This is a genomic window from Sphingomonas sp. M1-B02 (genome assembly GCF_026167525.1).
In the GTDB taxonomy this organism is placed as follows: Bacteria; Pseudomonadota; Alphaproteobacteria; order Sphingomonadales; family Sphingomonadaceae; genus Sphingomonas.
Map to the genome: position 1 here is coordinate 1,380,547 of NZ_CP110679.1, position 23,216 is coordinate 1,403,762.

At 65.5% G+C, this 23,216-nt stretch carries 26 protein-coding genes and 1 tRNA gene; 5 read left to right on the forward strand and 22 right to left on the reverse strand.

Annotation, left to right across the window (positions count from 1 at the left end):
- Position 1 precedes the first annotated feature (1 nt).
- The 4 genes from OKW87_RS06600 to OKW87_RS06615 all read right to left on the reverse strand — a co-directional run bounded on the left by OKW87_RS06600 (position 2) and on the right by OKW87_RS06615 (position 3,815).
- Positions 2-1,591 (reverse strand): family 43 glycosylhydrolase, encoded by a 1,590-nt coding sequence (locus OKW87_RS06600; protein WP_265543277.1) that lies wholly within the window; start codon positions 1,589-1,591, stop codon positions 2-4.
- A gap of 12 nt (positions 1,592-1,603) precedes the next feature.
- A complete protein-coding gene (locus OKW87_RS06605; protein WP_265543279.1) occupies positions 1,604-2,551 on the reverse strand; it encodes an alpha/beta hydrolase in 948 nt (315 codons plus the stop codon).
- A gap of 68 nt (positions 2,552-2,619) precedes the next feature.
- Positions 2,620-2,694: transfer RNA gene (locus tag OKW87_RS06610), tRNA-Gln, on the reverse strand.
- Between the two features lie 23 nt (positions 2,695-2,717).
- Positions 2,718-3,815, reverse strand: coding sequence for a branched-chain amino acid aminotransferase (locus OKW87_RS06615; RefSeq protein WP_265543281.1), 1,098 nt, complete (start codon positions 3,813-3,815; stop codon positions 2,718-2,720).
- A gap of 69 nt (positions 3,816-3,884) precedes the next feature.
- On the opposite strand from OKW87_RS06615, the gene OKW87_RS06620 reads away from it, so the two are divergent.
- On the forward strand, positions 3,885-4,370 hold the full coding sequence (locus tag OKW87_RS06620) for a MarR family transcriptional regulator (protein WP_265543283.1): 486 nt from the start codon (positions 3,885-3,887) through the stop codon (positions 4,368-4,370).
- 95 nt (positions 4,371-4,465) lie between these two features.
- On the opposite strand, the gene OKW87_RS06625 is transcribed toward OKW87_RS06620, so the two are convergent.
- The 6 genes from OKW87_RS06625 to OKW87_RS06650 form a co-directional block, all read right to left on the reverse strand.
- Positions 4,466-5,074: a hemerythrin domain-containing protein gene (locus OKW87_RS06625; RefSeq protein ID WP_265543285.1), complete on the reverse strand. Its 609-nt coding sequence runs from the start codon at positions 5,072-5,074 to the stop codon at positions 4,466-4,468.
- Positions 5,075-5,141: 67 nt separating this feature from the next.
- Positions 5,142-5,927 (reverse strand): pyrroline-5-carboxylate reductase family protein, encoded by a 786-nt coding sequence (locus OKW87_RS06630; RefSeq protein WP_265544028.1) that lies wholly within the window; start codon positions 5,925-5,927, stop codon positions 5,142-5,144.
- Positions 5,924-6,430 carry a YbjN domain-containing protein gene (locus OKW87_RS06635; protein WP_443025098.1) on the reverse strand — a complete coding sequence of 169 codons (507 nt, stop codon included), beginning with the start codon at positions 6,428-6,430 and terminating at the stop codon, positions 5,924-5,926. The genes OKW87_RS06630 and OKW87_RS06635 overlap by 4 nt, the downstream gene beginning before the upstream one ends.
- A gap of 115 nt (positions 6,431-6,545) precedes the next feature.
- Positions 6,546-6,830 carry an accessory factor UbiK family protein gene (locus OKW87_RS06640; RefSeq protein WP_265543289.1) on the reverse strand — a complete coding sequence of 95 codons (285 nt, stop codon included), beginning with the start codon at positions 6,828-6,830 and terminating at the stop codon, positions 6,546-6,548.
- 19 nt (positions 6,831-6,849) lie between these two features.
- The gene (locus tag OKW87_RS06645; RefSeq protein ID WP_265543291.1) at positions 6,850-7,407 is read right to left on the reverse strand and encodes a TspO/MBR family protein; all 558 of its coding nucleotides are present in this window, start codon (positions 7,405-7,407) and stop codon (positions 6,850-6,852) included.
- Between the two features lie 87 nt (positions 7,408-7,494).
- Entirely contained in the window at positions 7,495-8,229 is a 735-nt protein-coding gene (locus OKW87_RS06650; protein WP_265543292.1) for a TlyA family RNA methyltransferase, read from the reverse strand.
- A 142-nt stretch (positions 8,230-8,371) separates the two neighbouring features.
- Between OKW87_RS06650 and OKW87_RS06655 the strand changes: the two genes are divergently transcribed.
- Positions 8,372-9,049 carry an RBBP9/YdeN family alpha/beta hydrolase gene (locus tag OKW87_RS06655; protein WP_265543293.1) on the forward strand — a complete coding sequence of 226 codons (678 nt, stop codon included), beginning with the start codon at positions 8,372-8,374 and terminating at the stop codon, positions 9,047-9,049.
- A 172-nt stretch (positions 9,050-9,221) separates the two neighbouring features.
- Here the strand turns inward: OKW87_RS06655 and OKW87_RS06660 are convergent, their stop codons facing one another.
- On the reverse strand, positions 9,222-9,554 hold the full coding sequence (locus OKW87_RS06660) for a lysozyme inhibitor LprI family protein (RefSeq protein WP_265543295.1): 333 nt from the start codon (positions 9,552-9,554) through the stop codon (positions 9,222-9,224).
- Positions 9,555-9,663: 109 nt separating this feature from the next.
- Between OKW87_RS06660 and OKW87_RS06665 the strand changes: the two genes are divergently transcribed.
- The 3 genes from OKW87_RS06665 to dxs all read left to right on the forward strand — a co-directional run bounded on the left by OKW87_RS06665 (position 9,664) and on the right by dxs (position 12,601).
- A complete protein-coding gene (locus OKW87_RS06665; protein WP_265543297.1) occupies positions 9,664-10,050 on the forward strand; it encodes a MerC domain-containing protein in 387 nt (128 codons plus the stop codon).
- A 37-nt stretch (positions 10,051-10,087) separates the two neighbouring features.
- Positions 10,088-10,549, forward strand: a complete 462-nt coding sequence (locus OKW87_RS06670; RefSeq protein WP_265543298.1) for a Fur family transcriptional regulator — start codon at positions 10,088-10,090, stop codon at positions 10,547-10,549.
- Between the two features lie 126 nt (positions 10,550-10,675).
- Entirely contained in the window at positions 10,676-12,601 is a 1,926-nt protein-coding gene (gene dxs / locus OKW87_RS06675; RefSeq protein ID WP_265543300.1) for a 1-deoxy-D-xylulose-5-phosphate synthase, read from the forward strand.
- A gap of 40 nt (positions 12,602-12,641) precedes the next feature.
- Here dxs and OKW87_RS06680 read toward each other — a convergent pair whose 3' ends face one another.
- The 11 genes from OKW87_RS06680 to rpmD form a co-directional block, all read right to left on the reverse strand.
- On the reverse strand, positions 12,642-13,271 hold the full coding sequence (locus tag OKW87_RS06680) for a hypothetical protein (RefSeq protein WP_265543302.1): 630 nt from the start codon (positions 13,269-13,271) through the stop codon (positions 12,642-12,644).
- A 2-nt stretch (positions 13,272-13,273) separates the two neighbouring features.
- The gene (gene guaA / locus OKW87_RS06685) at positions 13,274-14,833 is read right to left on the reverse strand and encodes a glutamine-hydrolyzing GMP synthase (protein WP_265543304.1); all 1,560 of its coding nucleotides are present in this window, start codon (positions 14,831-14,833) and stop codon (positions 13,274-13,276) included.
- A 169-nt stretch (positions 14,834-15,002) separates the two neighbouring features.
- The gene (locus OKW87_RS06690) at positions 15,003-17,063 is read right to left on the reverse strand and encodes a prolyl oligopeptidase family serine peptidase (RefSeq protein WP_265543306.1); all 2,061 of its coding nucleotides are present in this window, start codon (positions 17,061-17,063) and stop codon (positions 15,003-15,005) included.
- 91 nt (positions 17,064-17,154) lie between these two features.
- Entirely contained in the window at positions 17,155-17,577 is a 423-nt protein-coding gene (rplQ, locus tag OKW87_RS06695; RefSeq protein WP_265543307.1) for a 50S ribosomal protein L17, read from the reverse strand.
- A gap of 112 nt (positions 17,578-17,689) precedes the next feature.
- Positions 17,690-18,757 (reverse strand): DNA-directed RNA polymerase subunit alpha, encoded by a 1,068-nt coding sequence (locus OKW87_RS06700; protein WP_265543309.1) that lies wholly within the window; start codon positions 18,755-18,757, stop codon positions 17,690-17,692.
- A gap of 100 nt (positions 18,758-18,857) precedes the next feature.
- Positions 18,858-19,247: a 30S ribosomal protein S11 gene (rpsK, locus tag OKW87_RS06705; protein ID WP_114687585.1), complete on the reverse strand. Its 390-nt coding sequence runs from the start codon at positions 19,245-19,247 to the stop codon at positions 18,858-18,860.
- Positions 19,248-19,261: 14 nt separating this feature from the next.
- On the reverse strand, positions 19,262-19,630 hold the full coding sequence (gene rpsM / locus OKW87_RS06710; RefSeq protein WP_265543312.1) for a 30S ribosomal protein S13: 369 nt from the start codon (positions 19,628-19,630) through the stop codon (positions 19,262-19,264).
- 530 nt (positions 19,631-20,160) lie between these two features.
- Positions 20,161-20,814 carry an adenylate kinase gene (locus OKW87_RS06715; RefSeq protein ID WP_265543314.1) on the reverse strand — a complete coding sequence of 218 codons (654 nt, stop codon included), beginning with the start codon at positions 20,812-20,814 and terminating at the stop codon, positions 20,161-20,163.
- A 29-nt stretch (positions 20,815-20,843) separates the two neighbouring features.
- The gene (secY, locus tag OKW87_RS06720; RefSeq protein ID WP_265543315.1) at positions 20,844-22,205 is read right to left on the reverse strand and encodes a preprotein translocase subunit SecY; all 1,362 of its coding nucleotides are present in this window, start codon (positions 22,203-22,205) and stop codon (positions 20,844-20,846) included.
- 177 nt (positions 22,206-22,382) lie between these two features.
- Positions 22,383-22,937 carry a 50S ribosomal protein L15 gene (gene rplO, locus OKW87_RS06725; RefSeq protein WP_265543316.1) on the reverse strand — a complete coding sequence of 185 codons (555 nt, stop codon included), beginning with the start codon at positions 22,935-22,937 and terminating at the stop codon, positions 22,383-22,385.
- 94 nt (positions 22,938-23,031) lie between these two features.
- The gene (gene rpmD, locus OKW87_RS06730; RefSeq protein ID WP_265543318.1) at positions 23,032-23,211 is read right to left on the reverse strand and encodes a 50S ribosomal protein L30; all 180 of its coding nucleotides are present in this window, start codon (positions 23,209-23,211) and stop codon (positions 23,032-23,034) included.
- Between the last annotated feature and the right edge of the window lie 5 nt (positions 23,212-23,216).

Sequence of the window (23,216 nt, forward strand, 5' to 3'; positions counted from 1 at the left end):
CTCAGAGCGCCCGGAAGCGGAAGTCGCGGAAGCGCGCCTCGCCCTCCCCCGCCGAATAAAGCCCGGGCCGCAGCATCAGGAATCCGCCGCGGACATTATGGTGATAGCCGGAGACTTCCATGCCGCGATCGAACCGCTTCCAGGTCCGCCCGTCGTCGGCGCTGGTGTGGAAGGCGACGATGTGGCGGTTGTTGGTGACGCGCATCCGCATGCGGCGGCCGTTGGGATTGGCGGGGCGGCCGCGCTCGATGCCATATTGGTGGGTGACGAAGCGCTTTTCGTCGAAGCCGAGCCCGCAATAGAGCTTCTCGTCGTAGAAAAGCAGCAGCCCCGCGGTGCCGCCGGGGGCGATCTCGACGTCGCACTCGAATTGGTAGGCCTGGTCGCCGACGATGAGCAGCAGCGGCGAGGAGGTGCTGGGCGCGACGCCGCTGGCCTTGAGGATAAGCGCACCGCCCTCGACGCGGGCGCGGCCCGCCTCGTCGGGGCCCGGCTTGAAGAAATTCCATTTCTGGCCGAGCTCGAGCGGCTTGCTGAAATCGTCCGACAGCGGCTGGCCGTGGGGGAGCGCGGTGCCGCCCTTCGGCTTGCGGATCGGCTGCGAGAGATCGCCGCCCGTCATCCTGAACCAGCCGTCTTTGGTCCACTCGATCGGATCGAGCAACGTCTGGCGGCCGAGCGTCCAATAGCCGTTTTCGAAGCCGTGATAGATCGACCACCAGCTGCCGTCAGGCGCCTCGACCAGCGAGGCATGGCCGCGCGACCACCATTTCTCGCCGACGCTGGCGGTGCGCACGATCGGATTGCCGGGATGCTGTTCCCAGGGGCCGTGGATGGAGCGCGCGCGGGCGGCGATCACCATATGCCCGGTGGGCGGGCCGGCGGTGCCGCCGACCGCGGTGATCATGTAGAACCAGCCGCCGTGGCGGTGGATCTTGGGGCCCTCGGGCGAGAAGCTTTCCACGTCCCATTCGTCGGGATAGCGCCAGGGATCGTAGACATGCTCGACCGCGCCGACCGTCGAGAGGCCATCGTCCGCAAGGCGGATGCGGTCACCCCCGGAGAGGAACAGCCAGCGCGAGCCGTCCTCGCCGACGACGTGGCAGGGATCGATATGGTTGGGCAGCCTCAAGTCGATCGGATCGCTCCACGGCCCGTCGATATGATCGGCCCAGATCACGAAGATCGAGTTCGGCTTCGATTTGACCGGAATGTAGAGGAAGTATCGGCTGCCATGCTTTTCCAGGCTGACTGCCCAGACCGAGCCGATGTTCCGGCTGAGCGCAGCCTTGCGCGGCTGCCAGTGGATAAGGTCGCGGCTGTGCCAGATGGTGAGCCCCGGATAGGAATCGAAGCTCGAGAAGGTCATGTAATAATCGGCGCCGTCCTTCAGGATGGCGGGGTCGGCGCGGTCGCCCGATACGAGCGGGTTGAGAAAGCTCCCGTTGCCGAGATCGGGGACGCGCTGGTTGTCGAAGCCGCGCTTCCAATCCAGCGTGGCAGACGTCGAAAGGGCCGCGGCGGGGCGCAGCATCGCGGCGGTGCCGCCTGCCAGTGCCGCGCCAAAGGCGCCGCGCCTGCTGACCTTCATCACCCCCTCCTCTCAGGCAACGAGCATGCCATGGCGCGCGGCGAACGCGAAATATTGCTCCATCCAGACATGCGGCTTGCCATCGGGGCCGAACAAGGGGACGCCGTGGCCACCTTTCTCGCCGATCATCAGCTCGGAGGGGATCTTCGCCGCCTGCAGCCCGGCGAACATGGCGAGGCTGTTCCCCATTGGCACCGTCTTGTCGTCGGCCGAATGACAGACGAGCGTCGACGGCATGTCGGCCGGCACGTCGAGTTCGAGAGAATAAGCCCGGGCCAGCGAGTCGGACGGCGCGGGCCCGAGCAGTTCGCGGCGCGACTGGCCATGCGCGAGCGGGGGGAGCATCGTCACCACCGGGAAGAACATGCCGATCGCCTTCGGGCGCGTCGGCAATGCGTCTGCAACATCCACCGGCGCATATGCCGATGCGGCGGCGCGGCCAAGTTGCCCGACGACATGCCCGCCCGCCGAAAAGCCCGCGGCAGCGATCCGCGCCGGATCGATCCGCCATTTGGCGGCCCCTGCCCCGATCAGCCGCATCGCGCGCTGCGCGTCCTGCAGCGGCGTCGCCGGGCCGTCGCGCCATTTGTCGTGCGGCAGGCGATAGAGGAGTTCGAACGCGGTAACGCCGCGCGCGGCGAAGAATTGCGCGATCCGCCCAGGCTTGCGGCCGATCGCAACCCGCGCAAACCCGCCGCCCGGAATGATCAGCATCGCCCCGCCATTGGGCTTGGGCGCCCGCGCGACCGTCATCGCCGGGGTTCCGACATGCGGCCAGGCAATGTCGTCGGGGTCGCCGTTGGGGCTACGCAGCACGGTCTCGTCGCGCACACTGTCGTCGCCGCCGGGCGGGATGCCGGGCCATAGCGGTACGCGTTCGATCGCGGGCGACTCCAGCGCGCGGGCGGAGCAGGGAAGCCCGAGGGCCAGTCCCGAAGCTAGCAAGGTGCGGCGATCCATCGCCCGCGGGTACCGAATCTCCCTTCGCGCAGCAAGCGCCCGGGAGGTCGGCCGCCGATCGGCGGAACTGGCTGGGGCGGCAGGGTTCGAACCTGCGAATGGCGGCATCAAAAGCCGCTGCCTTACCACTTGGCGACGCCCCAGCGCGAAGCGCGCTTATAGGGACTTAGAAGAGGCGTTCAACCCAGCCATGTGGGTCCGGCGCGGTCCCGCGCTGGATTGCGACGAGTTGCTCGCGCAACTGCTCGGTAAGGATGCCCGGACCACCATTGCCGATCGCGAAATCCATGCCGCGGCCACGCACCCGGCCGATCGGCGTGACCACCGCCGCGGTGCCGCAGGCGAAGGCCTCGCGCAGGCGGCCGCTCTCGGCGTCGGCCTGCCAGTCGGCCATGCTGTAGCGCTCCTCGCGCACCGTCACGCCGCTGTCGCGCGCCAGCGTGAGGAGCGATTCGCGGGTGATACCCGGGAGGATCGTGCCGCCCAGCGGCGGGGTCTGGATCGAGCCGTCCTCGAAGACGAAGAAGACATTCATGCCCCCAAGTTCCTCGACATAGCGATTCTCGACCGCGTCGAGGAAGACGACCTGATCGCATTCCTCGCGGATCGCCTCGGCCTGGGCGACGAGGCTGCCGGCATAATTGCCGCCACATTTGGCTGCGCCGGTGCCCCCGGGCGCGGCGCGGGTATAATGTTCGGAGACCCACAAGGTCACCGAAGGCGCGCCGCCCTTGAAATAGGCGCCGGCGGGCGAGGCGATGACCATATAGAGATATTCCTGCGCGGGCCGCACGCCGAGGAAGGTCTCGCTCGCGAACATGAAGGGGCGAAGATAGAGGGAGCCGCCTTCGCTTTCCGGGATCCAGGCGCGATCGACGCTGACGAGCTCGCGGATCGAGGCGAGAAACAGATCGTCGGGCACCGGCGGCATCGCCATCCGCTCGGCCGATTCGGCGAAGCGGCGGGCATTGGCGTCGGCACGGAACAAAGAGGCGCCGCCATCCGGGGTGCGATAGGCCTTCATCCCCTCGAAGATTTCCTGGGCATAATGGAGCACCGCGCAGGCGGGATCGATCAGGATCGGGCCCCGCGGCTGGATGCGCGCATCGTGCCAGCCGCGATCGGCCGTGTAACGGATCACGACCATATGATCGGTGAACACCTTACCGAAGCCGGGATTGGCGAGGAGCGCGGCGCGGTCGGCATCGGCGACCGGGCTGGCATGCGCCTCAAACTCGAAATCCAGGATCGTGGCGTCGTGCATCATGGCGTCCCTGAAGGCTGTGTCGGAGCGGGTTGCCGTGGACTAGGGCGCAGGGCTAGAATGGTCAACATGGCTGCCCCAATTCCCGCCTCGCCCCTCTTCCTGCGCGAGCCCGAAATCCGCCGCGGGATCGAATTGCTCTATTTCGGTTACGCCAATCTGACGCGCTCGATCGACGCCGGGCTGGCGGCGCAGGGGCTGGGCCGCGCGCACCACCGCGCACTCTATTTTATCGCGCGCAAGCCCGATCTGACGGTAAGCGAATTGCTGGCGATCCTGGCGATCACCAAACAGTCGTTGGGGCGGGTGCTGGGCGAATTGTCCGAGCGCGGGCTGGTCGAGACGCGCACCGGCGACCGGGACCGGCGCCAGCGGCTGCTGCGGCTGACCGCGGCGGGTACGGCGCTGGAGGGCGAATTGTTCGACGCGCTGCGCGAGAATATGTCGGCCGCCTATAGCAGCGCGGGCCAAGGCGCGGTCGGCGGCTTCTGGGCGGTGCTGGAGGGACTCGTGCCCGAAAGCGAGCGCGGGCGGGTTTCGGGAGCTGGGCGCTAGGCCAAAACGTCATTCCGGCGAAGCCGAAACCTCATCCCACAAACCGAAACGCTTGCGGCACGAGATTCGGCGTTCGCCGGGACGACGCAATCGGGTCAGGCGACCTTGAAGCCTTCCTTGTTCATCGTCGCGGTGAGATGCTTGTTCTTCTCTTCGCTCAGCTGCGCGCGGAGCATCGGGAAGAGCTTCATCTCCTCCTCCTGCATATGCTCCTCGATATCCGCGCGGAACTTCCGAACGATGGCGATCCATTCGGGCGAGGCGGTGGGCGTATTCTCCAGCTCGTAGAGATACTGCTTCACATAGCCATGCTCCTTGTTGAGCTCGTCCGCGGCCTCGATCTGCCCGATTTCGCGCAGCGCGGGGTAGATCACATTCTCTTCCTCGATCGCATGCTTCATCAACGCATGCTTGAGATGCGCGAGCAGCATGTTGCGGCGGACACTAGCCTTCTCATCGGTCGCCTCGATCGCGTCGAACACCTTGAGCGTGGCGGCATGCTCGGCCGCGAGCGCCTCGTCCCAATTCCCCGCGAGCATGGTCGGCGCCTGCACCGCGGCCTTGCGCCCGAACATCGCGAGGATGCCGAGCGCCGCGCCGCCGGCGACGGCGCCTGCGACCATGCCGAAGTTGCTGCCGCCCTTTTCGGACTCCGAGCCCTTGAACCGTCCCTTGCTGTCGCGCGTCGCCGTGCTGGTCGCCATTTCCGCCTCCATTGAATTTCGAGTCGGCTGGATAACCAACTGGAGACGCAGGCGTTCCGAGTCGCAGCTATTTGCGGGCTTCGGCGGCCATTTCGGCGGTGCGGCGCTCCGATGCGGCAAGCGTTTCGCGCAGCAGCCGCCGCAGCGCCTCCTCCTTGTCGAGGACATCGAGTCCCTGGCGCGTCGATCCGCCGGGGCTGGCGACGCGATCGGCAAGCATCGCGGGCGAAACGTCGGCCTGCGCCGCGAGCAGCCCCGCGCCTTCGACCGTCGCCAAGGCAAGGCGACGCGCCTGATCGGCCGACAGGCCCATGGCAATTCCGCCCTCGGCCAGCGCATCGATGAAGCGGTAGACGAAGGCAGGACCGCAGCCCGACAACGTACCCGCCCGATCGAACAGCGATTCGCTCGCCACCCATTCGACCAGGCCGAGCGGCGCCATCAGCGCATCGACACCCGGCACGCGTGCGCCGTACAACGGAACCACGCCCTTGCCGAGCGCGACCGGCAGGTTCGGCATCGCGCGCACGACGGGGTGACCGGGGAAACGCGCGTGCAGCGTCCCGAGATCGACGCCGGCAAGGATCGAGATCAGCGGATACTCACCCGCCGGGAGCGGATCGATCTCGCCGAGCTGCTGCGGCTTAACCCCGAGCAGGAGCAGGTCCGGGGCGGGTTCGCGCGGAAAGGTCCTGCCCTGGCGGACGCCGACGGGAAGTTCGCGATCGTGGCGGTTGACGACGAAAACGTTCGCGGGAGCGACCGTGCCGCTTTCGATCCAGCGTCGAAGCATCGCCCCGGCCATGTTGCCGCACCCGACGAGCCAGAGCCGCAGCGGCGCGGCCACGATCAGGCCTCGCCCTGCGTCTCGATCAGCGCGGCGGCAATCGCGTCGGCCGGGCTCTTTCCGCCCCACAGGACGAACTGGAAGACAGGGTAGAAGCGCTCGCACTCGTCGATCGCGCTCTCGACCAGCAGCTCGGCCTGGGCGAGCGTCAGCGTCGGTTCGCCGCTACCGTCCACCATCGCGGCGTGGCGGAACAACAGGATGCCGCTGGCTGACCAGAGCTCGAAATGGCCGATCCAGAGCTGCTCGTTGACCAGCCCGATGGTCTCGTAAAGCGCAGCGCGGCGCTCGTCCGGAACGCGGATGTCGGGGAAGGCCAGGAACTGGAGGACGCCGTCATCCTCGCGCCAGATCGCGCGCAGCTCATATTCGGTCCAGCTGCCCTTTACCTTGGCGACGATCTCTTCGTCTTCGCGCGTGTGGGTCCAGCCATGCGCCGAGAAATAATTCTCGAGCATGTCGATGGGCGCGGCGTCGTCGCGGTCATACTCCGCCTCGTCGAGCATCACGACCTCCACGCGCCGGAATTGGCGGTGCCGATTCCTGCCAAGCGCGCAGCAGCCACACAAGCGCGGGGTGGGCAACCCTGTCTAAAAGCTGTGGACAATCGGTTCATTCTGCGGCTCAAGCAGGGGCCTGCGGCTTGGGGGGCTTGGCTGCTTTTGCAGCGAGCTGGGCCTCGAGCGCATTGATACGCAGCTTGAGCGCATCGGCCTCGTCGCGCGCGGCGGCGGCCATCGCCTTCACGGCTTCGAACTCGTCGCGGGCGACGAAATCCAACCCGCCCAGCCACTCGCGGGCGCGCTCGCGCGTTGCGGACTCGGCCTCGCGCGCCATGCCGGCTGCGGTACCCGCCGCGCCGTTCACGAACTTCACGAAATCGTCGAACAGGCGGTTGTCGGTCTGCATTTCGAATTCCTAAGCGACTTCAGATGATACGGATTTGGTCCGCCGAACGCGACGGTACAAGGGAGCTGGCGTTCGGATTGAGCATATGCAGCTGATATAGCAGCGCGAAGGCGAAGCACAGCCAGGCGAAATAAGGCAGCAAAAGGAGCGCCGCGCCCTTGCGCACGCGCCAGAACAAAAGGAACGTCAGCAGCACCAGCACGATCAGCGCCGCGATCATGAACAATGCGGTCACTACCTGATGCAGGCCAAAGAAGACCGGAGCCCAGGCGAGGTTGATGACGAGCTGGAGGGCGAAGGCCAGCAGCGCCGGACCACGGAAGCGCGATCCGCGGGCATTGATCACCATCGCCAGCGCGAGTCCCAGCAGGACATAGATGATCGCCCAGGCAATCGGGAAGGCAATCCCGGGCGGCATGATGTCGGGTTTGGTCAATGCGACGAACCAGGGATTGTCGTCGCCGCTCGGCGCTAGCCGGCCCGCAGTGAAGCCGAGCAGCAGGATGAAAGGTACCGTGACCACCGCCCAGCGAAGAAAAGCGAGCCGCAACTGGCCCTTAGACGCGATTTCCCTCAAAACCCGTATCTCCTCGATCAACACCAAATCCGTGTTGGCGACTTGCACGGTCCCTAGTCTAAAGTTTGCGTTGCAGCAAAGCGACAGTCAGGGGGCGATTGCCCCAATCAGGAACTCGACATTGCCTTCAGGGCCGGTGATCGGACTTTGAGTCACGCCGATGACGCGCCAACCCCTCGCAGCGATCCATTCTGAGACTTCACGGCATACGCGGCTGTGGATTTCCGGATCGCGCACCACCCCGCCCTTCCCCACTTCCTCGCGCCCAGCCTCGAACTGCGGCTTGATCAACGCCGCCAGTCGCGCGCCGGGACGGGCAAAGCCGAGCGGCACCTCCAGAACCTTTGCAAGGCCGATGAAGCTTGCATCGCAGACGATCAGATCGACCGGCTCGGGAATATGTGCGTCGGTCAGCACGCGCGCGCTGGTCTGTTCGTGGACGATCACGCGCGGGTCTTGGCGCAGCTTCCAGGCGAGCTGGTTGGTGCCGCTATCCACCGCATAAACGCGCGCCGTACCCCTGCTGAGCAAGACGTCGGTGAAACCACCGGTCGACGAGCCTACGTCGATCGCCACCATGTCGGTCACGTCCCAGCCGAAATGGTCTAGCGCGTGCGCAAGCTTGATCCCGCCGCGCGACACCCAGGGATGATCGCGGCCGCGCACATCGAGGATCGTCTCCTCAGTCAGCGACTGGCCGGGCTTCTCGATCTTGCGGTCGCCTGCGAAGACCAGTCCTGCCATGATGAGCGCCTGCGCACGGGTGCGGCTTTCGGCCAGCCCCCGGTCGACGAGCATCTGATCGGCGCGCTGCTTGGCCATGCCGCCGCATAGGAGGTGCGCCGGGCCGCGGCAACGGTCCGCTCGCACTGTCGCAGCGGGACGTCGATCCGCCGCGAATCTATTGCATACTAATTTAGTGGGAATAAATTGATGGCCCGGCCTTTCAGCAGGAGCTGATTCCATGTCGATCTTCTCGCCGCATGACGAACATTCGCCGATCGTCCTCACCGTGCCAGGCCTGGGCGGCTCTGGTCCCTCGCACTGGCAGACGCTGTGGGAGCAATCGCGCCCCGACACGCTGCGAGTCGAATTGGGCATGTGGAACACCCCGCATCGCAACAGCTGGGTCACCAAGCTCGACCAGGCGATTCGCCAGGCGCAGGCACCGGTGGTGCTGGTCGCGCACAGCCTGGGCTGCCTTGCGGTCGCCTGGTGGGCCGAACTCTCGCCGCAACCGTTCGGCTGGCCGGTAGCAGGCGCGCTGCTGGTGGCTCCCGCCGACGTAGACCGTAGCAATGCGCCTCCGGAACTGGCGGCGTTCCACCCCACGCCGACCAAGCCCCTGCCCTTCCCGTCGATCGTCGTCGCCAGCAGCGACGATCCCTGGGTGGCCCCCGAGAAAGCGCGCGAACTGGCCGGGGCGTGGGGAAGCTTCTTCGTCGATGCCGGACCGCAGGGACACCTCAACGCTGCCAGCGGGATCGGCTGGTGGGAGGAAGGCCAAGCGCTGCTCGATCGGGTGCTCGACGCGGCATCGGACCGGACCGGCAAGTTCCGTTCCGCCGCCGATGCACGATCGCTGCTCGCGATCAGCGCGACCAATGCGGCGCAGGCGCATTATCTAGGGGCCGGCGCATGAGCGGCGAAGAGTGCCGCACGATGATGGCAAAGGCGACGCAGATGGGGTTGGAACCCTGCGCAAAGTTGCTTACATAGATTAACAGCGGGCGTGGCCGAGTGGCGTCCCCTAGAGCGCCACTCGGCCTATCGCTTACCCCCGACCTTTTCGAGATTGCCGACCCGTTCGTCGATCACGCGTTCACCGCAAGTGAAGCAATGGCCGGTCTGGCCTTGCGGCCATAGGCGCCGCCGCTCCAATACACACAGCTCTTGTCCTTGAAGGCGATCCATAGCCGTTGCTCGGCCAGCAACGCCGCGCGGGTGGGCGCATCAAGCTCGCATAGGCGATTTTCCATAGCCGATTGAGCACGACGGCGACGCCCGAGCATCGCCTGGCCGCAGGTCGCAAAATCCATGTTGGTGCGCGCGGTGGACATGCAGCCGGTATAGGCCTCGTCGGCGCAGGCGGGGCCGGCGAAGGCGAGCATGGCGAGTGCCAGCGGCGCGAGGGTGAGCAATTGCATCGGTGGCTCCTACTGACCCGGGCCTAGCCGCAATGGTACGGAACGACCACGCGACGAAAAGAGCCGATGATATGTTGTACCTTCACCTCCGCCAGCCTATATAGCGGCCATGCCAGCGAGTCTTTCACTCACCCGCTTCTGGGGCGGCGTCGACGCACGTTTCGATCGCATCGCGATCGGACTCAGCGGACTGTGCCTGGTCCACTGCCTGACGACGACGATCTTGCTGACGGTGATTTCGTCGGCCGGCGCGCTGCTCGATCCTGCGATCCATGAAGTGGGGCTGAGCCTGGCGATCGTCTTCGGCATCATCGCATTGGGCAAGGGACTCTTGTCGCACGGCTATATGGCCCCCGTGCTGGTCGGTGCGTTCGGCATCGGCATTATGGGCGGAGCGCTGACCCTGCCGCATGGCGATTTCGAGATTTTCTGGACGCTGGTCGGCGTCAGCCTCGTGGCACTGGGCCACGACCTCAACCGCCGCGCGACCCGCTGAGCTTGCCGCGGCGGTCGCGGGCCCCTAAATCGCAATGATGCACGCGCACGACCATCACGAGCATGAGGGCATACACCTTACCCGCGCTGCGCAATCCACGCTCGAGAGATCGGGCGAGCAATGGACCGCGATGCGCGAACGCGTGTTCGAGGCGCTGGCCGGGTTCACGAAGCCAGCTTCGGCGTACGACATCGCGGAGGCGGTCTCGAAGGCCGAAGGCCGGCGTGTCGCGGCCAACAGCGTCTATCGCATCCTCGATCTGTTCGTCGGTGCGAACCTCGCGCGGCGAGTCGAGAGCGCCAACGCCTATGTCGCCAACGCGCATCCCGATTGCCTGCACGACTGCATCTTCCTGGTCTGCGACAGCTGCGGCCAGACCACCCATCTCGACGACGACGTCATCACCAAGGGCGTGCGCTCGGCAGCCCGCAGCGCCGGCTTCGCGCCCGTGCGCCCGGTGATCGAAGTCCGGGGCAGGTGCGCCGACTGCGACAGCTGAGCGCGGCACCGCAAAGGCTCATCCTTTGCTCATGACGAGAGGCGCGGGCCGCAGCTAACTTCCAGCATCTTGCCAATCGGCATGCTAGCAATCGACACCGTGAAGGTGCTGGAGTAATACGGTTAAATGGCTGATGTTCCGAAAACGCCGCTGCTCGATCAGGCCGGCACCCCCGAAGACCTCCGCAAGCTCAAGCCCGCAGACCTCAGACAGCTTGCCGACGAGCTGCGCGCGGAGACGATTGCGGCGGTGGGAGTCACCGGCGGGCATCTGGGCTCGGGCCTCGGCGTCGTCGAGCTTACCACGGCGATCCATTATGTCTTCGATACGCCGCGCGATCGGCTAATCTGGGATGTCGGGCACCAATGCTATCCGCACAAGATCCTGACCGGGCGGCGCGACCGCATCCGCACGCTGCGGATGGGCGGCGGGCTCTCGGGCTTCACCAAGCGGAGCGAGAGCGAATATGACCCGTTCGGCGCAGCGCATTCGTCGACCTCGATCTCGGCCGCTTTGGGCTTCGCGATCGCCAACAAGCTCAACGACAAGCCCGGCAAGGCGATCGCCGTCATCGGCGACGGCGCGATGAGCGCAGGCATGGCCTATGAGGCGATGAACAATGCCGAGGCCGCGGGCAACCGGCTGGTCGTGATCCTCAACGACAATGACATGTCGATTGCGCCGCCGGTGGGCGGGCTCTCGGCCTATCTGGCGCGGACGGTGTCGTCTTCCGAATATCTCGGGCTGCGCAGCTTCGCCAAACGGGCGATGCGCAAGATCTCGAAGCGGGTGCATAATGCCGCCGAGAAGGCCGAGGAATTCGCGCGCGGCCTCGCGACCGGCGGGACCCTGTTCGAGGAGCTCGGCTTTTATTATGTCGGGCCGATCGACGGGCATAATCTCGACCATCTGATCCCGGTGCTCGAAAATGTCCGCGACAGCGAGCATGGCCCGATCCTGGTCCATGTCGTCACCAAGAAGGGCAAGGGCTACGGCCCGGCCGAGGCGTCGGCCGACAAATATCACGGCGTCCAGAAGTTCGACGTCATCACCGGCACCCAGGACAAGGCGCCGCCGGGGCCGCCCGCCTACCAGAATGTGTTCGCTGACCAGCTGATCAAGGATGCCGAGCGCGATTCCACGATCGTCGCGATCACCGCGGCGATGCCCTCGGGCACCGGGCTCGACCGCTTCGGCAAGGCCTTCCCCGATCGCACCTTCGACGTGGGTATCGCCGAGCAGCACGCCGTCACCTTCGCCGCGGGCCTCGCCGCGCAGGGCATGCGGCCCTTCTGCGCGATTTACTCGACCTTCCTCCAGCGCGCTTATGACCAGGTCGTCCACGATGTGGCGATCCAGAACCTGCCGGTGCGCTTCGCGATCGACCGTGCGGGACTCGTTGGCGCCGATGGCGCGACACATGCCGGCAGCTTCGACGTCACCTATTTAGCGACGCTACCGAACTTCGTCGTGATGGCCGCGGCCGACGAGGCTGAGCTGGTTCATATGACCCACACCGCCGCGCTCTATGACGACGGGCCGATCGCATTGCGCTATCCACGCGGCAACGGCACCGGCGTGGCGCTGCCGCAGGTCGCCGAACGGCTCGAGATCGGCAAGGGGCGGATCGTGCGCGAGGGCAAGACCGTGGCGATCCTATCGCTGGGCACCCGGCTCGCCGAGGCGCTCAAAGCGGCCGATGCTTTGGAAGCGCGCGGGCTTTCGACGACGGTGGCCGATCTGCGCTTTGCCAAGCCGCTCGACGAAGATTTGATCCGCAGGCTGCTGACCAGCCACGAAGTGGCGGTCACGATCGAGGAAGGCGCGATCGGCGGGATGGGCGCGCATGTGCTGACGATGGCGAGCGACCAGGGGCTGATCGACGCCGGGCTTAAGCTGCGCACGCTGCGGCTGCCCGACATCTTCCAGGATCAGGACAAGCCCGACAAGCAATATGCCGATGCCGGGCTGGATGCCGATGCGATCGTCGCGACGGTGCTGAAGGCGCTGCGGTATAACGAGTCGGCGGTGGCGGACGGGTTTCGGGCCTGAGCCCCCTTTACGTCGTCGAAGGGATTGCCGGCGGAATCAGCTAACGCGCGATGCAGTTCACCCCGGCCCAGATATTGGTGACCGTTCCCTCGGGCGCGCGCGAGCTCAGCAAACCGGACATCTCGCCCGACACGAACTCGATCCCGATCGACGAATCCTCGACCGTCAGCGGACCCGCTGCCTCGAGCGCCGTACGAGTCGATCCGATGCCGATGCCGTTGGCGGTCGCGAACTTGCCGCCGTCGCGGCCGTCGACATCCCATCCGGCGAATTTGGCTTCCTGGAAATAGAGCGTCAGTCCGCCACGGAAGCTGGCGAAGCTCAGCGGACCCGCGCCGCAGTCCTGGCTGTCCCCTTCTTCCATCGGATTACCAAGCGAGGCTTCGACGATCTGCGTCGCCAGCGCCTGCTCCATCCCGAACGTGGCGTGTCGGGCCGAACCGCTGTCCAGCACCACCGAGACGCCGTCGGGCGCAAGGTTGAGCGCGGGCATCGCATCGCCGGTGCCGCTCGAGAGGTTGACCGCAGTCGCAGCAGGCACGGGCGCGATGATTTCCGGCGCTTCGTTGCTGGTCACGTCGTCGACCGGATTGGGCGAAGGTTCAGTCGCGTCGCAGCCGGCCAGTAGGGCCAGCGCGCAAAGTCCGGTGAGCAGCGGCAGCCTGGTCATCGTCACTCCCACTCGATCGTGCCCGGGGGCTTGGAGGTATAGTCGTAGGTCACGCGATTGATCCCGCGCACCTCATTGACGATTCGGGTTGCCACGCGCGGCAGGAAATCGCCGGGGAATTGGAAGGCGACCGCGGTCATCCCGTCGGTCGAAGTCACCGCGCGCAGCGCCAGGACGTAATCATAGGTCCGCCCGTCGCCCATCACGCCGACGGTGCGCACGGGCAGCAACACCGCGAACGCCTGCCAGATCGCATCGTAGAGCCCGGCGTTGCGGATCTCCTCGAGATAGATGGCGTCGGCTTTCCGCAGGATATCGCAGCGTTCCTTGGTGACTTCGCCGGGGATCCGGATCGCCAGGCCCGGCCCCGGGAACGGGTGCCGGCCAACGAAAATCTCGGGCAACCCCAGTTCGCGGCCAAGCGCGCGGACCTCGTCCTTGAACAGTTCGCGCAAGGGCTCGACGAGCTTCATGTTCATCCGCTCGGGCAGCCCGCCGACATTGTGGTGGCTCTTGATCGTCACCGAAGGCCCGCCGGTGAAGCTGACGCTCTCGATCACGTCGGGATAGAGCGTGCCCTGCGCCAGGAACTCGGCGCCGCCGATCTTCCGGGCTTCGTCGTCGAACACGTCGATGAAGGTCTTGCCGATGAATTTGCGCTTGAGCTCGGGGTCGGTGAGCCCGGCCAGCCCGTTCAGGAACAAGGTCTCGGCATTCACGTGGACGAGCGGGATATTATAATGGTTGCGGAACAGGCTGACGACCTGATCGGCCTCGCCCGAGCGCATCAGCCCATGATCGACGAATACGCAGGTCAACTGACTGCCGATCGCTTCGTGGATCAGCACCGCGGCAACCGCGGAATCGACGCCGCCGGAGAGGCCGCAGATCACCTTGCAGTCGCCGACCTGTTCGCGAATCTCGGCCACCTTGGCGGCGCGAAACTCGGCCATCGTCCACTGGCCCTCCAGCCCGCAGACGTGGCGGACGAAATTGGCCAGCAGCTTCGCGCCGTCGGGGGTGTGGACCACCTCCATGTGGAACTGGGTGGCATAATAACGTCGCGCATCGTCGGCGACGACCGCGAAGGGCGACCCGGGGCTGACCGCGACCGGGCGGAAGCCGGGGGCGAGCTCGGTCACCTTGTCGCCGTGGCTCATCCACACCTGATGCTTCTCGCCCTCGGCCCACAGGCCGTCGAACAGCACGCAGCTATCCTGGATCTCGATGAAGGCGAGGCCGAACTCGCCCGAGTCGCCGAGCTGCACGGTGCCGCCCAATTGCTCCATCATCACCTGCTGGCCGTAGCAGATGCCGAGGATCGGCAGCCCCGAATCGAAGATGACCTGCGGCACCCGCGGGCTGCCCTCTTCGAGCACCGACGCGGGCGAGCCCGAGAGGATGATGCCGCTGGGCTTCATCCGCTCGAAAGCCTCGGCGGCGGTGGTGAAAGGTGCGATCTCGGAATAGACCCCCGCCTCGCGCACGCGGCGCGCGATGAGCTGAGTCACTTGGCTGCCGAAATCGACGATGAGGATGGATTCGCTGTGCTCGATCGACATGGGTGGGCGATAGATACCGAGGTTGGCGGTGTAAAGTAGAGTGTCCCTCTCCCCTTGGGAGAGGGAAGGGGCCCGCGCCGCAGGCGTGGGAAGGGTGAGGGTGAGCGGCCACCCTCACCCTTCCGCAGCTTCGCTGCTCCCTCCCTCTCCCCACGGGAGAAGGATTGGGTCAGCCGACCTTCAGCCCCGTCCATTCCGCCAGAAACGCCCACATATCCGCCGCCTCCTCGATCACCTTGTCGGTCGGCTTGCCCGATCCGTGCCCGGCGCGGGTATCGATGCGGGCGAGGCGGGGCTTGGCCCCGAGGTCGACCGCCTGGATGGCCGCGGTATATTTGAAGCTGTGGCCTGGGACGACGCGATCGTCGGTGTCGGCGGTGGTGACCAGGATCGCCGGATAGTCCTGCCCCTCGCGGACATTGTGATACGGCGAATAGCCGTGAAGACGCTTATAGTCCTTTTCCTCGGAGGGGCGGCCGTAATCGTCGACCCAGTAGCGGCCGGCGGTCCAGCGATCGAAGCGGAGCATGTCCATCACACCCACCGCGGGGGTGGCGGCGGCGAACAGGTCCGGGCGCTGGTTGACGACCGCGCCGACCAACAGCCCACCGTTGGATCCGCCCTGGATCGCAAGCTGGCCCGGGCCGGTGATGCCCTGCTGGATCAGATATTCGCCCGCGGCGATGAAATCGTCGAAGCTGTTCTGCTTGTTCCCCAGGCGGCCGCCGTCGTGCCACGCCTTGCCATATTCGCCGCCGCCGCGAATGTTGGCGACTGCGATCACCCCGCCCTGCTCCATCCAGGCGATCCGCGACGAGGAGAATGCCGGCGTGATCGAGATGCCGAAGCCGCCATAAGCGTAGAGCAGCGTCGGCGCGGGGCCGGTCACGTCCTTGCGGTGGACGAGGAACATGGGGACCCGCGTGCCGTCCTTCGACGCATAGAAGCGCTGCTCGACATGATAGTCGACGGGATCGAACAGCAGGCGCGGCGCGGCCCAGGGGATGCTTTCGCCGGTAGCGATATTGTGCCGGTAGATCGTCGTCGGCTCGTTGAAGCTGGTGAAGGCGAAGAAGGTCTCGGGATCGTCGGGCTCCCCCCCGAAGCCCGATGCGGTGCCGATGCCGGGGAGTTCGACCAGGCCCATCGGACTGCCGTCGAGGCCATAGCGGCGGATCTCGGTGCGGGCGTCGACCAGATAGCTCGCCACCAGCACGCCGCCGACAATTGCGGCGCCTTCCAGCGTGGCCTCATCCTCGGAGACGAGTTCGTGCGTCTCGGGATGGTCGCTCTCCGCCACGTCCATCGTGACGATGCGCATGCGCGGGGCGTGTTGATTGGTGGTCCAGAAGAAGCGGGTGCCGACATTGCCGGCGAGCGACCAGTGGTGGTTGAGCCCATGGATTATCGTCCGCGTCGGCCAGGCCGGGTCGTTCAGGTCGACCAATGTGATCTGGTAACGGTCGTCGGTGCCTTCGCTGGTGGTGATGACCAGCCAATGGCCGTCGTCGCTGATCTGCGGATAGTGGCTGCGATTGGGCTCCGCGGGGGTCTCGTAGACCAGCCGGTCGGCGCTCTGTGGCGTGCCGATGCGGTGGAAGAAGATGCGGTGGTTCTGGTTGAGCGCCTGGAACTTCTCGTCCTCGGCGACCTCGGGATAGCGCGCGTAGAAGAAGCCGCTGCCGTCCTTCGCCCAGGCCGCGGTGAGCGCGAACTTCATGCCATGGACTTCGTCGCCTGTGTCTTCGCCGGTGGCGACGTCGAGCAGTTTGGCGACGCGCCAGTCGCTGCCGCCGTCCTGGATCGCGTAGAGCAGCTGCGCGCCATTCTCCGACGGGCTCCATTCGGCGAGCGCGGTGGCGCCGTCCTGCGACCAGCCATTGGGATCGATCAACACACGGCCTTCGCCTTCGAGCCGGTCGCGGACGAAGAGCACGGCCTGGTTCTGCAGGCCGCTATTGTGCATGTAGAAATAGCGGCTGCCCTTCTTCTGGGGCAGGCCGAAGCGCTCATAGTCGAAGAGCTGCTGGATGCGGGTGCGGAACCAGTCGCGCGCGGGCAGCGTGGCGAGATAGGCGTTGGTGACCTGGTTCTGGGATGCGACCCAGGCGGCGACTTCGGCGTCTTGGCGAACGTCGTTTTCGAGCCAGCGATAGGGATCCGCGACCGACAGCCCGAATTGCTCCTCGACCAGATCCTCGCGGCGGGTGTCGGGATAGCGGATCGTCATAGGTGCTCCTCTCAAACGAAAAGGGCCCGCCTGTGGCGAGCCCCCTCCACCAGCTTCGCTGGTCCCCTCCCCGTGCCGGGAGGATTTAGAATCAGGCCGCGTCGGCGAAATCGTCGTCGCTATAGACCGGACCCGAATCCTGGCCCTTGGCGCTGACGTCGCGGTCGACGAACTCGATGATCGCCATCGGCGAGGCGTCCGACTTGCGGATGCCGGCCTTGATCACGCGGGTATAGCCGCCGTTGCGATCGGCGTAGCGGGTCGCCAGCACGTCGAACAGCTTGATCAGCTGCGCATCGTCGAGCAGCCGGCCGTGCGCGAGGCGACGGTTGGACAGGCCACCCTTCTTCGCCAGCGTGATCAGCTTCTCGATATAGGGACGCAGTTCCTTCGCCTTGGCGACGGTCGTGGTGATCTGCTCATGCTTGATGAGCGCGGCGCTCATGTTGCGGAACAGAGCGATGCGGTGGGCCGAGGTCCGCTGAAGCTTACGGCCGCCTACGCGATGGCGCATGATTAGATCCTTCGTTCGTTAGGGGGCCGTATGAGGTACCCCGTAGCAGGCGGTGCGAAACGGGCCACCGCCCAAAACCCGAAAGTCACAGAAAGTCGCACCAAAAGCGGTGTTACCCCATGATCTCCTGCTCGAGCTTCTTGGCCATTTCCTCAATGTTTTCAGGCGGCCAGCCGGGAATTTCCATACCCAGGCGGAGACCCATCGACGAGAGGACTTCCTTGATCTCGTTGAGCGACTTGCGGCCGAAGTTCGGCGTGCGCAGCATCTCGGCTTCGGTCTTCTGGACCAGGTCGCCGATATAGATGATGTTGTCGTTCTTGAGGCAGTTGGCCGAACGGACCGACAGCTCCAACTCGTCGACCTTCTTGAGAAGGTAACGGTTGATCTGCGCGGTGTCGCCGATGTCGGTCGGCGCAGCGGCGGGCATTCCGCCCTGCTGGACCGGCGCCTGACGGGTCATCGCGCTATCGTCGAAGTGAACGAACAGGGCCAGCTGGTCCTGCAGGATGCGCGCGGCATAGGCTACGGCATCCTCGGGCGTGATCGTGCCGTCGGTTTCGATCGAAAGCGTGAGCTTGTCGTAATCGAGCTCCTGGCCGACGCGGGTATTCTCGACCTTGTACGAAACCTGGCGGACCGGGCTGTACAGGGCATCGACCGGGATCAGGCCGATCGGCGCATCGACCGGACGGTTCGACGCGGCGGGGACATAGCCCTTACCGGTGTCGGCGGTCAGCTCCATGTTGAGCGTCGCGCCGTCGTCGAGATGGCAGATCAGCAGATCGGGGTTCATGATCTCGATGTCGCCCGAGACGGCGATGTCGCCGGCCTTGACGTCGGCGGGACCGGTCACCGAAAGCTGGAGCCGCTTCGGGCCTTCGCCCTGCATGCGGATCGCGATCTGCTTCACGTTGAGGACGATATCGGTCACGTCCTCACGCACGCCGGCGAGCGACGAGAATTCGTGAAGCACGTTTTCGATCTTGATCGACGTGACCGCGGCGCCCTGAAGCGACGACAGCAAAACACGACGAAGCGCATTACCAAGCGTAAGGCCGAAACCGCGTTCGAGCGGCTCGGCCACGAAGGTCAGCTTGCGCTTGGGATCGCCACCAGGCTTCTTCTCGAGGCCGTTGGGCTTCTTGAGTTCCTGCCAGTTCTTTGAGTTGACAGACACGGGCTTCCCCTGAGTTGGGCAGGAGGGGGCTATCCTGCCGATATAGCCGACCCGATCCGAACCCGCTCCCGCGAGCCCGCGATCGGGCCGAAATTGAAAATCAGACGCGGCGGCGCTTGGACGGGCGAACGCCGTTGTGCGGGATCGAAGTCACGTCGCGGATCGACGTGATCTGGAAACCGACCGCCTGCAGCGCGCGAAGCGCCGACTCGCGGCCCGAACCCGGACCCTTCACTTCCACTTCCAGCGTGCGCACGCCGTGCTCGGCGGCCTTCTTGCCGGCGTCCTCGGCGGCAACCTGGGCCGCATAAGGCGTCGACTTGCGCGACCCCTTGAAGCCCATCATGCCGGCGGACGACCAGGAGATGGCGTTGCCCTGCGCATCGGTGATGGTGATCATCGTGTTGTTGAAGCTGGCGTTCACATGCGCGACGCCAGAGGTGATGTTCTTGCGCTCGCGACGGCGAATGCGCTGCGGTTCACGTGCCATTTCTCAGCGCCCCCTTACTTCTTCTTGCCGGCGATGGGCTTGGCCTTGCCCTTGCGGGTGCGCGCATTGGTGTGCGTGCGCTGGCCACGGACCGGAAGGCCCTTGCGATGACGGAGGCCGCGATAGCAAGCCAGATCCATCAGACGCTTGATGTTCATCGCCACGGTGCGGCGCAGATCGCCCTCGACCGTATAATCGGCGTCGATCGCTTCGCGGATCTGAAGGACTTCCTGATCGGTCAGGTCCTGGACGCGACGCTCGGGGACGATGCCCAGCTTGGTCGTGATTTCCTTGGCCTTGGTCGGACCGATGCCGTGGATATACTGAAGCGCGATAACGACGCGCTTGTTGGTCGGGATGTTGACACCCGCAATACGAGCCATGAATATTTTCTCCCAGCTCCACGGGGCGCCGCATGGCTGCCTGCACCCCATCTCATAGCGTTGCGCCGAAAATGCAGTAGCACGACGACGCGTTCTAGCGTCGCCGGAGCAACCGGTGTTTCGGAAGAGCCGCGACATATGCAGCCGCACGGGCGCTGTCAAGCGCTGTGGCCGCAATCGGCGGAACCAAATCCATACACGATCATTCGGGCGCCGCCAAGCGGTGGCGGCATGGCTTCATCGCGGCGGCGGATCATAACGGCCGGCGTTCCTGAAACCCACTCCTCTCTTTCGCCCAGCACCTGTCAGGAACCACTGTTTCGCAGCTGCTGGTGGGGCCAGTTCTAATCCCACCCCGGCGAAGGCCGGGGCCCGGCATCGACGAAGTCCGCGGCAGCAGCCGGTCCTCGAGGGTGGATCGTAACTGGGCCCCGGCCTCCGCCGGGGTGGGAGCTTGTAGACGAGCTGCGCGCTGTTCGACGAGCCGGGGGCGGTGCCCCCAACCATTGGCCGCGAGAAATAAAGTGAGTCTAGTCCCGGCCGTCCAGGATCGCCGCGATCTGCGCGGTGACATCGTCGATGTCCGCCATGCCGTCGACTCGGCGGACCAGCCCGCGGGCTTCGTAGATCGGCAGGATCGGCGCAGTCTTGGCGCGATATTCGGCCATGCGGGTGCGCACCGTCTCGGCATTGTCGTCGGGGCGGCGCTTGAACTCGTGACTGCCGCAGACGTCGCAGGTCTCGGCGACCTTGGGCAGGTTGAATTTGTCGTGATAGCCCGCACCGCATTGGGCGCAGGTGAAGCGGCCGGTGACGCGATCCACCAGCGCATCCTCGTTCACCTGCAGCTCGATCACGAAATCGAGCTGACGGCCGCGTTCGTCGAGCAACGAATCGAGCGATTCGGCCTGCGCCGCGGTGCGCGGGTAACCGTCGAAGATCGCGCCCTTTTCGGTATCGGCCATGTCGAGCCGCTCACCGATGATGCCCGAGACGATATCGTCGGACACGAGGCCGCCCGATTCCATCACTGCCTTGGCCTTGACGCCGGTGGGCGTGCCGGCCTTCACCGCCGCGCGCAGCATGTCGCCCGTGGAGAGCTGGACCATGCCGCGTGCCGATTCGAGCCGGCTGGCCTGGGTGCCCTTGCCGGCTCCCGGCGGGCCCAACAGGATGATATTCAACGCAGGCTCCCCTAACAACATGCCGCGCTTTAGCGCGTGCGGCCCTTCAGCTTCGCCTTCTTGATCAGATCGCCATACTGGTGCGCCAGCAAATGCGACTGGATCTGCGTCACCGTGTCCATCGTTACGTTGACCACGATGAGAAGGCTAGTGCCCCCCATCAGGAACGGGATGCCCATCGAGAGCACCAGATATTCGGGCAGCAGGCAGATGACCGTCAGATAGGCCGCCCCGACCACGGTGATGCGGGTCAGCACATAATCGAAATAGGTCTCGGTATTCTTGCCGGGACGGATGCCGGGGATGAAGCCGCCATAGCGCTTCAGATTGTCCGCGGTCTCCTCCGGATTGAACACGACCGCCGTGTAGAAGAAGGAGAAGAAGATGATCCCGGCGCCATAGAGCGCCATGTAGAGCGGCGAACCGTGGCGCAGATAGGTGTTGAGGCTGATCACGAGATCGCCCCACCAGCTCTCGCCCGCAGGCGCCTGGCCGGCGAACTGGGTGATCGTCAGCGGCAGCAACAGCAGCGACGAGGCGAAGATCGGCGGGATCACGCCGGCGGTGTTGAGCTTGAGCGGCAGATGGCTGCGCTCGGCCTGGACGCCCCTTGCGGTCTGGCGCTTGGGATATTGGATCAGGATGCGCCGCTGGGCGCGCTCCATGAAGCAGATGAACAGCACCAGCGCGACGACCACCGCGATGATCAGCACGAGCCGCATCGGATCGACCGAGCCGGTACGGCCGCTCTCGAACAGCTGCACGATCGTGCCGGGAAGCCCGGCGACGATACCCGCCATGATGATCAGCGAAATGCCGTTGCCGATGCCGCGGCTGGTGATCTGCTCGCCCAGCCACATCAGGAACAGGGTGCCGCCGACCAGGCTGATGACCGCGCCGACGCGGAACAGCAGGCCCGGCTCGATGACCGCCTGGAGCCCCTGGCTCGCGCCGAAGCTCTCGAGCCCGACCGCGATGAACCAGCCCTGGATCGCAGTGAGGCCGACGGTGCCGTAGCGGGTATATTGGTTGAGCCGCTTGCGGCCGCTCTCGCCTTCCTTCTTGATGGCGTTGAGCTGGGGGCTGAGCGACGTCGCGAGCTGCACGACGATCGACGCCGTGATGTAGGGCATCACGCCCAACGCCACGACCGACATGCGGTTGAGCGCACCGCCGGTGAAGCTGTTGAAGAAATCGAGGACGCCGCCCGACGTCTGGGTCGCGAGCAGGTTGAGCTGGGTGGGATCGATGCCCGGGAGCGGCACATAGCTCAGCATCCGGAAAATGATCAGCGCGCCCAGCGTGAACCACAGGCGCTTCTTGAGGTCGGTCGCCTTGCTGAACTTCGAAAAGCTGATGCTGGAGGCGAGTTGGTCGGCTGCGGATGCCATGTGTGTGTTCGTCCCGGAAACAAAAACGGCGGAAGAGCGTTTGCCGCCCCCCGCCGCTCATATAGGCACGCTTGAGAGCTTGTCTAACCTCTCATGCGCCAAGTTTCCCGGCGAGGCCGGGATCCAGATGCGAGCGGCCCGAAACTGGCCCCGGCCGGAGCCGGGGGCCAGCGGGTTTCAGCCCTTGGCCTTGGCGATCTTGTCGGCCTTGTCCGCATTGCGGGCATTCTGCGCGACGCGATGCTTCGCCTTGTGCTTTTCGGCGGCGGGCACCAGCTCGGGGATGTCGAGCGAACCGCCGGTCTTCTCGACGGCTTTCTTCGCGCCCTTCGACGCGCCGGCGACGTGGAAGCTCAGCTTCGAGGTCAGCTCGCCCTTGCCGAGCAGGCGGACGCCGTTCTTGCCGCCGCGGGTGAGGCCGGCTGCGTCGAGCGCCGCCTGGTCGATCACCGCAGATGCATCGAGCTTGCCCTCGTCGACCGCCTTCTGGATCGCGCCGATATTCACCTCGGAATAATCCTTGGCGAAGATGTTGTTGAAGCCGCGCTTCGGGATCCGCATGTGGAGCGGCATCTGGCCGCCTTCGAACCCGTTGATCGAGACGCCCGAGCGGCTCGTCTGGCCCTTCTGGCCGCGGCCGGCGGTCTTGCCCAGGCCCGAGCCGATGCCCCGGCCGACGCGAACGCGGCTCTTGCGGGCACCCTGGTTGTCGCGGATGTCGTTGAGTTTCATGTCGTGCACTCGCTTTCGCTTTTGTCGCGCTGGAAAATGGAAGGGGGGCCATTAGCCCCCCTCCCCGTATCTGTCACCTGGAAAAGGCGAAGGCTCAGCCTTCGAGCACCTTCACCATGTGGGGCAGCTTGCGGATCATGCCGCGAACTTCGGGGCTGTCCTCGAGCTCGCGAACCTTGTTCATCTTGTTGAGGCCCAGGCCGATCAGAGTCGCGCGCTGGTCCTTGGTACGGCGGATCGGCGAACCGATCTGCTGGATCTTGATGGTAGCCATTGTCG